Source organism: Nocardia arseniciresistens (genome assembly GCF_046764875.1).
GTDB classification, from domain to species: domain Bacteria; phylum Actinomycetota; class Actinomycetes; order Mycobacteriales; family Mycobacteriaceae; genus Nocardia; species Nocardia arseniciresistens.
Map to the genome: position 1 here is coordinate 257,679 of NZ_JBKORD010000009.1, position 11,849 is coordinate 269,527.

An 11,849-nucleotide genomic window follows, 5' to 3' on the forward strand; every position below is an offset into this window, starting at 1 on the left:
ACTCACAATGATCAACCGAGAGTTTCGAATGGACACCAAAGCTCTTGCCGAGAACCATGATCGGCTGATCCACGAGCGCGAGTACACCCGCCAGGAGGCGCATAGCGGCAGGCGGTTCGCGTTTACGCCCGGCAACAGCGAGCCCTTCTGGTCCGAACGGCGCTCGAACTGATCGAAGCAGGCCCCGAATGATCGGGCGGTGAGGTCCGGGGAGCGTGCACTCCCGGACCCCACCCGATGGGCGATCCAGCGACTACGAAGGTCGTCGGGTTGCGAAGCCTGCTGTGATGATTGTGGACCGTATACGGCCTGCGTGGCGAGGTTCGCTGTTACGAACCGATGAAATATTCACCTCGCGTGCGCTCGGCAACTTCTCGCGACGCGCGAAGCAATCTATGCCAACCTGCCACGGCAGGTGCCCTCTCGGACGTAGCATCCCCTCCGTGGCCGACACGACTCGTTCCACCCCTCTGCGGGTCCTGGTATACAGCAACGACGCCGATACTCGACGCCAGGTGATGATGGCGTTGGGCAAACACCCGCATCCCGAGCTACCCGGACTGGAGTACCTCGAAGTCGCTACCGCGCAGGTGGTGATCGACCAGATGGACGCGGGCGGTATCGACCTGGCCATCCTGGACGGCGAGGCGGCGCCCGCAGGCGGGCTCGGCATCGCCAAGCAACTCAAGGACGAGATCGATCGGTGCCCACCGGTTCTCGTACTCACCGGCCGCCCGGACGACGCGTGGCTGGCAAATTGGTCACGCGCAGAGGCCACCGTCTCGCACCCGATCGATCCGATCCGGCTGACCGAGGCCGTCGTCACGCTGCTGAGCAAGCGCACCGCGGCCTGACCCGAACTACCCCCAATAGCCCCGGCGCATGCCGGGGACTCATCGCGTCTCCCGGGTTCCGTTCTACGCCGAAATGCCGGGTCAAGCCCTGTTTACAGCGCGCCGATCGTCACGTGACGACACTTGGATTACCCCCGTGTCAGTCATGAATAGCAGTCGCGAATTCGATCAAACGCCGCTTCGAAACAGGGAACACGCTGGTGTGCCAGTTGTAGTGTGTGCCCTAGCTCACATGAGCTAGGGCACGGTATGAGACCCGCTACATCAGGTCTCCGAACTACCCGCTGAGCCCATGCTCACCGACACGCTGACTCCAGCTCGTAGGAGGGGAAGTGCAGTAGTGAATATCGAAACGCCGACGCTTGTACTCGGCGCTGTAGGCGCCGCATTCGCGATCTTTTCCATAGTGATGGCCGCCCTCGTCGGGCCGAAACGCTACAACCGGGCCAAACTCGAGGCGTATGAGTGCGGCATCGAGCCGACACCGCACGCCGTCGCGGGCGGACCAGGGAGTGTGACCGGACAACGCTTTCCGGTGAAGTACTACCTCACCGCGATGCTATTCATCATCTTCGACATCGAGATCGTGTTCCTCTACCCGTGGGCTGTCCACTTCGATGCGCTCGGTCTCTTCGGTCTCGCCGCGATGGCGCTGTTCGTCTTCAACGTCTCGGTCGCCTACGCCTACGAATGGCGTCGCGGCGGCCTCAGTTGGGACTGAATACCGCGCCGGTCGTCTGCACACCGTCAAGTCGACACAGTGGAAGTGAGAAGTAGTCCAACATGGGTCTCGAAGAAAAACTGCCCAGCGGCTTTCTGCTGAGCACGGTCGAGGATTTCGCCGGATATCTGCGCAAGGGTTCGCTCTGGCCCGCCACCTTCGGTCTCGCGTGCTGCGCGATCGAGATGATGGCCACCGGCGCAGGACGTTTCGATATCGCCCGCTTCGGCATGGAAGCATTCCGCGCGTCCCCACGGCAGGCCGACCTGATGATCGTCGCGGGACGGGTCAGCCAGAAGATGGCCCCGGTGCTGCGTCAGGTCTACGACCAGATGACCGAGCCGAAATGGGTACTGGCGATGGGCGTCTGCGCATCCTCGGGCGGCATGTTCAACAACTACGCCATCGTTCAGGGCGTCGACCATGTCGTGCCCGTCGATATCTACCTGCCCGGCTGCCCGCCGCGCCCCGAGATGCTGCTCAACGCAATTCTGGCGCTGCACAAGAAGATTCAGGAGATGCCACTGGGGGTCAATCGCGAGGAGGCGGTCCGCGCCGCCGAAGCGGCCGCGCTGGCATCGACGCCGACCATCCGGATGGAGGGTCTGCTGCGATGACCTTCGACTCCACCGACAATTCCGAAACCCGTACGTCGGAAGAACTTGCCGATGCCGCCGGACCGGAAGGCACTGTCCCCGAAGAGGAGTCGGCACCTTCGGGTGCCGAGGTGATCGGCGTGCGCCGCGGCATGTTCGGTGTTCGCGGCACCGGTGACACCTCCGGCTACGGCAACCTGGTCCGGCCGGTCACGCTGCCGGGCAGCACCCCGGCGCCGTACGGTGGCTACTTCGACGAGGTCGTCGCCGCGTTGCACACCGCGCTGACGACCACCGACGTCGGCTTCGAGACCGCGATCGAGAAGGTCGTGGTGTTCCGCGGTGAGCTCACGTTGCACGTGCGCCGCGAGCACCTGCCCGCGGTCGCGCTCACGCTGCGCAACGACGCCGCGCTGCGTTTCGAGCTCTGCCTCGGCGTCAGCGGCGTGCACTACCCGGACGACGAAGGCCGTGAGCTGCACGCGGTCTACCCGCTCATGTCGATCACGCACAACCGCAGGCTGCGCATCGAGGTGTCCGCACCGGATGCCGACCCGCACATCCCCTCGCTGTACAGCGTGTATCCGACCACAGACTGGCACGAGCGGGAGACCTACGACTTCTTCGGCATCCTCTTCGACGGTCACCCCTCGCTGACCCGCATCACCATGCCCGATGACTGGCGAGGCCACCCACAGCGCAAGGACTACCCGCTCGGCGGGATCCCGGTCGAGTACAAGGGCGCGCGCATCCCGCCGCCCGACGAGCGGAGGACATACAGCTGATGAATGAAACAGACATTCGGCCCGACGTCGCAGATGACGCCGGGCATGAGCCCGCTCGAGAGCCCACAGCCACCATCGTCACGGTCGCAGGACAGGACTGGGACCAGGTCGCCGAATCCCTCGAAGGCGCGGGCGAAGAGCGCATCGTCGTCAATATGGGTCCGCAGCATCCGTCCACGCACGGTGTGCTGCGCCTCATTCTCGAGATCGAGGGCGAGACGGTCACCGAGGCGCGCTGCGGAATCGGCTACCTGCACACCGGAATCGAGAAGAATCTCGAATTCCGGAACTGGACCCAGGGCGTCACCTTCGTTACCCGGATGGACTACCTTTCACCGTTCTTCAACGAGACGGCGTACTGCCTCGGCGTAGAGAAACTCCTCGATATCACCGAGCAGATCCCCGAGCGGGCGACTGTCATCCGGGTCATGCTCATGGAGCTCAACCGCATCTCCTCGCACCTGGTCGCGCTGGCTACCGGCGGCATGGAATTGGGCGCGCTGACCCCGATGTTGTTCGGTTTCCGGGAACGCGAACTGATCCTGGACGTTTTCGAGACCATCACCGGCCTGCGCATGAACCACGCGTTCGTCCGCCCTGGCGGGCTCATCCAGGATCTGCCCGACGACGGGGTCACCAAGGTCCGTGAACTGCTCGAGCTGATGCCGAAGCGGCTGCGGGACATGGAGAAGCTGCTCACCGGCAACCCGATCTGGAAGGCACGCACCCAGGACATCGGCTACCTGGATCTCACCGGCTGTATGGCGCTGGGAATCACCGGTCCGGTGCTTCGCTCCACCGGTCTGCCGCACGATCTACGCAAGTCGCAGCCCTACTGCGGGTACGAGACCTACGAATTCGACATTCCAACCACCACCGGCTGCGACTGCTACGGCCGCTACGTGATTCGAGTGGAGGAGATGAAGGAATCGCTCAAGATCGTCGAACAGTGTGTCGACCGGCTGCGACCGGGGCCGGTGATGGTGGACGACAAGAAGATCGCCTGGCCCGCCGACCTCTCGATCGGCCCGGACGGACTCGGAAACTCCCCCAAACACATCGGCAAGATCATGGGCACGTCCATGGAGGGACTCATCCACCACTTCAAACTCGTCACCGAGGGCATCCGCGTCCCGGCGGGGCAGGTGTACACGGCCGTCGAATCGCCGCGCGGCGAACTGGGCGTGCACATGGTCAGCGACGGCGGCACCCGGCCGTTCCGCGTGCACTACCGCGACCCCTCGTTCACGAATCTGCAAGCGGTAGCGGCGATGTGCGAGGGCGGCATGCTCGCCGACGTCATCGCGTCGGTCGCCAGCATCGACCCGGTCATGGGCGGAGTGGACCGATGACCGAGATTCTGCTCAAGCTGACCACCCGGCCCGAGCCGTTCCCGACGTACGTGCGCGAACGCCTCGAGGTCGACGCCAAGGAAATCATCGGCCGCTACCCGCACCCGCGCTCGGCGCTGCTACCGCTGTTGCACCTGGTCCAGGCCGAAGAGGGCCATGTCAACGGCACCGGCATCGAATTCTGCGCCGACCAGCTCGGATTGACCGGCGCCGAGGTGACCGCGGTGGCCACTTTCTACTCGATGTACCGGCGCACCCCGACCGGCGACTACCACGTCGGGGTCTGCACGAACACGCTGTGCGCGGTGATGGGTGGTGACGCCATTCTCGCCACGTTGCAGCGCCACCTCGGCATCCAGCACGGTGAGACCACGCAGGACGGTTCCATCACGCTGGAGCACATCGAGTGCAACGCGGCATGCGATTTCGCGCCGGTAGTCATGGTCAACTGGGAGTTCTTCGACAACCAGACTCCGGAATCCGCTCAGGCACTTGTGGATTCGCTGCGGGCGGGCGCGCAGGTCACGCCGACGCGAGGCGCGCCATTGTGCACGTTCAAGCAGACCGCGCGCATCCTCGCCGGATTCCCCGACGAGCGACCGGGCGCACTGGACGGGGCCGCGGGCGAGGCCACCTTGGCCGGTCTGCGAGTCGCCCAGGAGCAGAACATGAATCCGCCTGCGCCACAGCCGAATATGGAGGGCGCCTGATATGACGTTGACTCCGGTACTCACCCGATACTGGGACGACCCGCAATCGTGGACGATGGACACCTACCGTCGTCACGACGGCTACCAGGCGCTGGGCAAAGCATTGCGGATGGAGCCCGATCAGGTCATCCAGACCGTCAAGGACGCCGGGCTGCGCGGCCGCGGCGGCGCGGGTTTCCCGACCGGCATGAAGTGGAGCTTCATCCCGCAAGGCCCCGGACCCGATGGCACCACCAAGCCGCATTACCTCGTGGTCAATGCCGACGAGTCGGAACCCGGTACCTGCAAAGACATTCCGCTCATGCTGTCCACCCCGCACACGCTGATCGAGGGTGTGATCATCGCCGCCTACGCCATCCGCGCGGCGCACGCCTTCATCTATGTGCGCGGCGAGGTGGTGCCGGTGCTGCGCCGCTTACAGGCCGCGGTGGCCCAGGCTTATGAGGCCGGGTACCTCGGCCGAAATATCCTCGGCTCGGGCTACGACCTCGACCTCATCGTGCACGCGGGTGCGGGCGCCTACATCTGCGGCGAGGAAACGGCGCTGCTGGATTCGCTGGAGGGCCGCCGCGGCCAGCCCAGGCTGCGACCGCCGTTCCCCGCCGTCGCCGGGCTCTACGCCTGCCCGACCGTGGTGAACAACGTCGAATCCATTGCCAGCGTGCCGCCGATCATCCTCAACGGAACGGACTGGTTCCGGTCCATGGGCACCGAGAAGTCACCCGGCTTCACGCTGTATTCCCTGTCGGGCCACGTCGCCCGCCCGGGGCAGTACGAGGCACCACTCGGCATCACCCTGCGCGAACTGCTCGACTACGCGGGCGGCGTCCGCGCCGGGCATCGGGTGAAGTTCTGGACCCCCGGCGGCTCGTCGACACCGCTGTTCACCGAAGAGCATCTCGACGTTCCGCTGGACTACGAGGGTGTTGCCGCCGCCGGATCCATGCTGGGCACCAAGGCATTACAGATCTTCGACGACACCACCTGCGTGGTGCGCGCCGTGCTGCGCTGGACCGAGTTCTACGCACACGAATCCTGTGGCAAGTGCACACCGTGCCGTGAGGGCACCTACTGGCTGGTCCAACTGCTCGCGCGCATCGAGGCGGGCCGTGGCACCGAATCCGATCTGGACAAGTTGCTCGATATCAGCGACACCATCAACGGCAAGTCGTTCTGCGCCCTCGGTGACGGCGCGGCAAGCCCGATCATCTCCTCCTTGAAGTTCTTCCGCGAGGAGTTCATCGACCATTTGCGGCTCGACGGCTGTCCGTTCGATCCCGCGCGTTCGACCGCCTGGGCCGAAGGAGTCAAATGAGTACAGCGTCGCGTAGCGATTCGGTGGGGAGCGGTGGCCGGGTGACGGGTGGGCCTTCGACTGTGAACACCGATACCAGCGAACTGGTCCCCGCCGATCTGGTGACCGTGACCATCGACGACTCCACCGTCAGTGTGCCCGCGGGGACACTGGTGATCCGGGCCGCCGAACTGATCGGCATCCAGATCCCGCGCTTCTGCGACCACCCACTGCTCGACCCGGTCGGTGCGTGCCGCCAGTGCATCGTCGAGGTGGAAGGCCAGCGCAAGCCGGTCGCCTCCTGCACGATGGCCGTCACCGACGGCATGGTGGTGCGCACCCAGCTCACCTCGGCCGTCGCCGACAAGGCGCAAGAGGGTGTGATGGAGCTGCTGCTCATCAACCATCCCCTGGACTGCCCCGTCTGCGACAAGGGTGGCGAATGCCCCCTGCAGAACCAGGCGATGTCGAGCGGTCGCCCCGAAACCCGGTTCGACGGCGTGAAACGCACCTACCCCAAGCCGATTCCACTGTCCACGGCGGTACTGCTGGACCGGGAACGCTGCGTGCTCTGCGCCCGCTGCACGCGGTTCTCCCAGCAGGTCGCAGGTGACCCGTTCATCGAGCTCATGGATCGTGGTGCGCTGCAACAGGTCGGCATCGCACAGGCCGAGCCGCTCGATTCGTACTTCTCCGGCAACACCGTGCAGATCTGCCCGGTCGGCGCGCTGACCGGCACCAGCTACCGGTTCCGCGCCCGCCCCTTCGACCTGGTGTCGAGCCCGAGCGTCTGCGAGCACTGCGCGTCGGGCTGCGCGCAGCGCACCGACCATCGCCGCGGCAAGGTGCTTCGCCGACTGGCGGGCGACGACCCGCAGGTCAACGAGGAATGGAACTGTGACAAGGGTCGCTGGGCCTTCGCATACGCCACCGAGCGCGACCGGCTGACCACGCCGCTCGTGCGCGGCTGGGACGGGAAACTCGCACCGGCCTCGTGGTCGGAGGCACTCGCCGCCGCCGCGGAGGGCTTGGCCTCCGCGTTCGGCAGCGCGGGTGTGCTCATCGGTGGCCGAGTCACCGAGGAAGACGCCTACGCCTACGCCAAGTTCGCGCGAATTGCCCTCGGCACCAACGACATCGACTTCCGCAGCAGGGTGCATTCGGCGGAGGAGGCCGATTTCCTCGCCGCCCGCATCGCCGGACAGGGCGTCACCGTCGACTACGAAAGTATGGAGAAGGCGTCGATCGTCCTGCTCGTGGGCTTCGAGCCGGAAGAAGAATCACCGATCGTCTACCTGCGGCTCCGCAAGGCCGCCCGCAAGAACGCACTGCCCGTCTATTCGGTGGCCGCCTACGCCTCGCGCGGCCTCGATCGCATGTCCGGCACCCTGTTGCAAACCATGCCCGGCGCCGAGCCGCACCTGCTCGACACCCTGCGCACCGGTGAAATCGCCACCGCGGGAATCTATTCCACGAAAATCGCCGAGGCGTCACGGCTGCTGCGTCAGCCGGGCGCGGTGATCATGGTCGGTGAGCGGCTCGCCGGAATCCCCGGTGCGCTCTCCGCCGCCGTTCGGCTCGCCGACGAGACCGGTGCGGCTCTCGCCTGGGTGCCGCGGCGCGCGGGCGAACGCGGTGCGGTCGAGGCGGGTGCACTGCCCGGCCTGCTGCCCGGTGGTCGTCCGATGATGGATCCTCGTGCCCGCCACCAGGTTCGGGCCATCTGGAACGTGCCGGACCTGCCGGTGGCGGTCGGCCGTGACACCGCCGCCATTCTCGACGCCGCACCCACCCTCGGTGCGCTCGTCATCGGCGGTGTCGATCTCGCCGATCTGCCCGATCCGCAAGCCGCGCTCGCCGCCGTCGACGCCGCGCGTTTCGTTGTCAGTCTGGAATTGCGCCACAGCGCCATCACCGAGCGCGCCGACGTGGTTTTCCCGGTGGCGTCGGCGATGGAGAAATCCGGCACCTTCCGCACCTGGGAGGGCAGGGCACGGCCGTTCGATGCCGCCCTGCACGACTCCGCCGTGCGCCGTGAATCCGCGCAGCTGTCGGATCAACGGGTCATGCAGGCGATCGCCGAGGAGATGAACGTGCCACTCGGGCTGCCCGATACCAAAGCCGCCCGTGCCGAACTCGCCGAACTCGGCACCTGGGACGGTCCGCCCGTCGCACCGCCCACGCATCGCGCGCACCCCGTCACCAAACCCGAACCCGGCACCGCCGTCCTCGCCGGTTGGCGAATGCTGTTGGACGAGGGGCGGATGCAGGAGGGCGAAGCGAACCTCGCGGGCATCGCGCGTCCGCCGGTGGTGCGCCTTTCCGCGGCGACGGCCGCCGAAATCGGTGCCGTCGAGGATGATCCGGTCAGCGTCGTTACCGAGCGCGGCACCATCACACTGCCACTGATGATCACCGACCTGCCCGATCGGGTGGTCTGGCTGCCGCTGAATTCACCGGGAAGTTCGGTCTTCGAACAACTCGCCACCCAACCGGGCGGCGTGGTCCAGCTGCGACGTGCGGACGAGAGGATGAAGGAACACCGCCATGAGTGATCTGTCCCTCTTCGGTCACGACCCCTTGTGGCTCGTGATCGGTAAGTCCCTCGCCATCTTCGGCTTCCTGCTACTCACCCCTTTGATGGCGGTGTATCTGGAGCGAAAGATCGTCGCGTGGATGCAGATGCGCGTCGGCCCGAACCGGGTCGGCCCCAAGGGCACGCTGCAAGCCATCGCCGACGGCGTCAAGATGGCGCTCAAAGAAGACATCATCCCCACGATCGTCGACAAGCCGATCTTCATTATGGCGCCGATCATTTCGGTGATTCCCGCCGTCATGGCTTTCGCGGTCATCCCGTTCGGGCCGGAGGTGTCGGTCCTCGGACACCGCACCGCATTGCAGCTGACCGATATGCCGGTCGCCGTGCTGTATATCCTCGCGATCACCTCGATCGGCGTGTACGGCATCGTGCTTGCCGGTTGGTCTTCGGGCTCGACCTACCCGCTACTGGGCGGCTTGCGTTCGACAGCACAGGTGATCTCCTACGAGATCGCGATGGCGCTGTGCTTCGCGACGGTGTTCCTGCTCGGTGGCACCATGGCCACCTCCGGCATCGTCAAGGCACAGGAGGGCACCTGGTATGTCTTCCTGCTGCTGCCGTCGTTCCTGATCTACTGCGTGTCGATGGTCGGCGAGACCAACCGGGCACCGTTCGACCTGCCCGAGGCCGAGGGCGAGCTCGTCGGCGGCTTCCACACCGAGTACTCCTCGCTCAAGTTCGCGATGTTCATGCTCGCCGAATACATCAACATGGCAACGGTTTCCGCGCTGGCCACGACGCTGTTCCTGGGCGGCTGGCACGCACCGTGGCCGCTGAACATGTGGGACGGCGCCAATTCCGGCTGGTGGCCGGTGCTCTGGTTCACCCTCAAGGTGTGGACGTTCCTGTTCGTGTTCATCTGGTTGCGCGGCACACTGCCACGGCTGCGCTACGACCAGTTCATGAATCTCGGCTGGAAGCTGCTGATTCCGACGTCGCTGCTGTGGGTGATGCTGGTGGCCACCGCCCGCGTCCTGGAGTCGGAGGGCTACCACGTCCAGACGCCAGCGCTGGTCATCGGCGGGCTGATCATCTCCGTTCTGATGATCGGGATGTTCCTTCGGGCGGGACGCGCAGACGGTATGCCGCCACCGGTGGAGGAACCTGATTCCGAGATATCCGGCGCGAATGGATCCGCGGTATTCCTCGGGTTCCCGACACCGCCGATGCCGGACCCGTCGCTGGCGCGGCCCAATGCGAAACCCGGTCTGCTGGAACCGCTCGCCGGGTTCGTTGTCACCGCCTCGACGATGTTCAAGAAGGCCAATACCGAGTTCTATCCGGAGCAGAAAGTGCCGACCGCGCCCCGCTATCACGGTCGCCACCAGCTCAACCGGCACCCGGACGGCCTCGAGAAGTGCATCGGCTGCGAGCTGTGCGCATGGGCTTGCCCCGCCGACGCCATCTACGTCGAGGGCGCCGACAACACCGAGGAGCAGCGCTTCTCACCCGGTGAGCGCTACGGCCAGGTCTACCAAATCAACTACCTGCGCTGCATCGGCTGTGGTCTGTGCATCGAAGCGTGCCCGACGCGGGCACTGACGATGACCAACGAGTACGAGATGACCGATGACAATCGCGCCGATCTCATCCTCGAGAAGAACCAACTGCTCGCGCCGATGCAGCCCGGCATGAGCGCACCACCGCATGCCATGTACCCGGGTGCCGACGAAGGCGACTACTACCGGGGCAATGTGCCCGGTGGCGCCGCCGAAACCGACCCGACTCCCCCGAAGCTGCCCGCCGCCGCGGGCGCGGAAGGAGGCGCGCTGTGAACGAATTGATCCTCGCCGCAGAGCCGCTGACCCGAGCGTCCACCGGCGAAGCCGTCAGTTTCTGGATCCTCGCCCCGCTGGCCATTGTGGGCGCACTCGGCATGGTCTTCGCACCCAAGGCCGTGCATTCGGCGTTGTGCCTGGCCTCGACAATGATCGCGCTCGCGGCCATGTACATCGCACAGGACGCCCTGTTCCTCGGCGTGGTGCAGATCGTCGTCTACACCGGCGCGGTGATGATGCTGTTCCTGTTCGTGCTCATGCTCGTCGGTGTCGACTCCGTCGAATCACTGCGCGAAACCATTCGAGGACAGCGGCTTTCCGCCGCCGCCGTCGGTCTCGGCTTCGGGCTGCTGCTGACCAGCGGCATCGCCAACGGCATCCACCACTCCGGAATCACCTATCCGGCCACCGGATTCGCCGGCCGCGACGTGATCGGCGGACTCGCCGAGCTGATCTTCATCCGATATGTATGGGCCTTCGAGCTCACCGGCGCGCTGCTCATCGCCGCCACCATCGGCGCCATGGTGCTCGCGCACCGCGAGCAGTTCGGGCAGCGCCTGGGTCAGCGCGAAATGTCGCAGCGCCGGTTCCGCAGCATGGGTGACCCGCTGCATCCCACGCGTCGCCCCACCCCGCTACCCACCCCCGGCGTGTACGCCAGGCACAACGCGGTCGATATCCCGGCCAGGCTGCCGGACGGGTCCTTCGAAGAATTGTCGGTCAGCACGATCCTGCGCCACCGCCGAACCAGGGCGCTCACCGAGGCGGCGGTCATCTCGGTCGGCACGAACACACCTGACGGGACCGAAAACCATGCGCCCGCCGACGATTCCCCACAGAGCTGACGAGGAAGGCATACGGTGAACCCCCAGAACTACCTGTTCCTGTCCGCGCTGTTGTTCACGATCGGCGCAGCGGGAGTCCTACTGCGGCGCAACGCCATCGTCGTGTTCATGTGCGTCGAGTTGATGCTCAACGCCGTGAACCTCGCCTTCGTCACCTTCGCCAGACTGCATTCGAATCTGGATGGTCAGGTGTTCGCGTTCTTCACCATGGTGGTCGCCGCGGCCGAGGTCGTCGTCGGCCTCGCCATCATCATGACCATCTTCCGTGCCCGCCGTTCGACCTCGGTCGACGACGCCAGCTTGCTGAAGTTCTGA

At 65.6% G+C, this 11,849-nt stretch carries 12 protein-coding genes and 1 pseudogene; all 13 read left to right on the plus strand.

Going from position 1 to position 11,849, the window contains the following annotated elements; genetic code table 11:
* Nucleotides 1-28 precede the first annotated feature (28 nt).
* A complete protein-coding gene (locus ACLMAJ_RS18820) occupies nt 29-172 on the plus strand; it encodes a hypothetical protein (RefSeq protein WP_412015032.1) in 144 nt (47 codons plus the stop codon).
* A gap of 346 nt (nt 173-518) precedes the next feature.
* Nucleotides 519-854, plus strand: coding sequence for a DNA-binding transcriptional response regulator (locus tag ACLMAJ_RS18825; protein WP_412015070.1), 336 nt, complete (start codon nt 519-521; stop codon nt 852-854).
* Nucleotides 855-1,146: 292 nt separating this feature from the next.
* Nucleotides 1,147-1,575 carry an NADH-quinone oxidoreductase subunit A gene (locus ACLMAJ_RS18830; RefSeq protein WP_412015033.1) on the plus strand — a complete coding sequence of 143 codons (429 nt, stop codon included), beginning with the start codon at nt 1,147-1,149 and terminating at the stop codon, nt 1,573-1,575.
* A 62-nt stretch (nt 1,576-1,637) separates the two neighbouring features.
* Complete coding sequence (locus ACLMAJ_RS18835) at nt 1,638-2,192, plus strand: NuoB/complex I 20 kDa subunit family protein (RefSeq protein WP_412015034.1); 555 nt, start codon at nt 1,638-1,640, stop codon at nt 2,190-2,192.
* Entirely contained in the window at nt 2,189-2,956 is a 768-nt protein-coding gene (locus ACLMAJ_RS18840) for an NADH-quinone oxidoreductase subunit C (RefSeq protein ID WP_412015035.1), read from the plus strand. The genes ACLMAJ_RS18835 and ACLMAJ_RS18840 overlap by 4 nt, the downstream gene beginning before the upstream one ends.
* Entirely contained in the window at nt 2,956-4,308 is a 1,353-nt protein-coding gene (locus ACLMAJ_RS18845; RefSeq protein ID WP_412015036.1) for an NADH-quinone oxidoreductase subunit D, read from the plus strand. Before ACLMAJ_RS18840 ends, ACLMAJ_RS18845 begins: the two co-directional genes overlap by 1 nt.
* A complete protein-coding gene (gene nuoE, locus ACLMAJ_RS18850; protein WP_412015037.1) occupies nt 4,305-5,018 on the plus strand; it encodes an NADH-quinone oxidoreductase subunit NuoE in 714 nt (237 codons plus the stop codon). Before ACLMAJ_RS18845 ends, nuoE begins: the two co-directional genes overlap by 4 nt.
* Before the next feature lies 1 nt (nt 5,019).
* Nucleotides 5,020-6,333, plus strand: coding sequence for an NADH-quinone oxidoreductase subunit NuoF (nuoF, locus tag ACLMAJ_RS18855; protein WP_412015038.1), 1,314 nt, complete (start codon nt 5,020-5,022; stop codon nt 6,331-6,333).
* Between the two features lie 101 nt (nt 6,334-6,434).
* Nucleotides 6,435-8,867 (plus strand): NADH-quinone oxidoreductase subunit G, encoded by a 2,433-nt coding sequence (locus ACLMAJ_RS18860; protein ID WP_412015071.1) that lies wholly within the window; start codon nt 6,435-6,437, stop codon nt 8,865-8,867.
* Nucleotides 8,860-10,095 (plus strand): annotated as a pseudogene (gene nuoH, locus ACLMAJ_RS18865) (NADH-quinone oxidoreductase subunit NuoH); the annotation flags it as partial. The gene ACLMAJ_RS18860 and the pseudogene nuoH, both read left to right, overlap by 8 nt.
* Entirely contained in the window at nt 10,078-10,686 is a 609-nt protein-coding gene (gene nuoI, locus ACLMAJ_RS18870; RefSeq protein WP_412015072.1) for an NADH-quinone oxidoreductase subunit NuoI, read from the plus strand. The pseudogene nuoH and the gene nuoI, both read left to right, overlap by 18 nt.
* Entirely contained in the window at nt 10,683-11,534 is an 852-nt protein-coding gene (locus ACLMAJ_RS18875) for an NADH-quinone oxidoreductase subunit J (RefSeq protein WP_412015039.1), read from the plus strand. The genes nuoI and ACLMAJ_RS18875 overlap by 4 nt, the downstream gene beginning before the upstream one ends.
* A 15-nt stretch (nt 11,535-11,549) precedes the next feature.
* On the plus strand, nt 11,550-11,849 hold the full coding sequence (gene nuoK, locus ACLMAJ_RS18880; protein WP_412015040.1) for an NADH-quinone oxidoreductase subunit NuoK: 300 nt from the start codon (nt 11,550-11,552) through the stop codon (nt 11,847-11,849).

Coding starts and splice junctions, on each gene's coding strand:
- ACLMAJ_RS18820 (WP_412015032.1), top strand. CDS start 29: ATGGACACCAAAGCTCTTGCCGAGAACCATGATCGGCTGATCCACGAG.
- ACLMAJ_RS18825 (WP_412015070.1), top strand. CDS start 519: ATGATGGCGTTGGGCAAACACCCGCATCCCGAGCTACCCGGACTGGAG.
- ACLMAJ_RS18830 (WP_412015033.1), top strand. CDS start 1,147: ATGCTCACCGACACGCTGACTCCAGCTCGTAGGAGGGGAAGTGCAGTA.
- ACLMAJ_RS18835 (WP_412015034.1), top strand. CDS start 1,638: ATGGGTCTCGAAGAAAAACTGCCCAGCGGCTTTCTGCTGAGCACGGTC.
- ACLMAJ_RS18840 (WP_412015035.1), top strand. CDS start 2,189: ATGACCTTCGACTCCACCGACAATTCCGAAACCCGTACGTCGGAAGAA.
- ACLMAJ_RS18845 (WP_412015036.1), top strand. CDS start 2,956: ATGAATGAAACAGACATTCGGCCCGACGTCGCAGATGACGCCGGGCAT.
- nuoE (WP_412015037.1), top strand. CDS start 4,305: ATGACCGAGATTCTGCTCAAGCTGACCACCCGGCCCGAGCCGTTCCCG.
- nuoF (WP_412015038.1), top strand. CDS start 5,020: ATGACGTTGACTCCGGTACTCACCCGATACTGGGACGACCCGCAATCG.
- nuoI (WP_412015072.1), top strand. CDS start 10,078: ATGCCGGACCCGTCGCTGGCGCGGCCCAATGCGAAACCCGGTCTGCTG.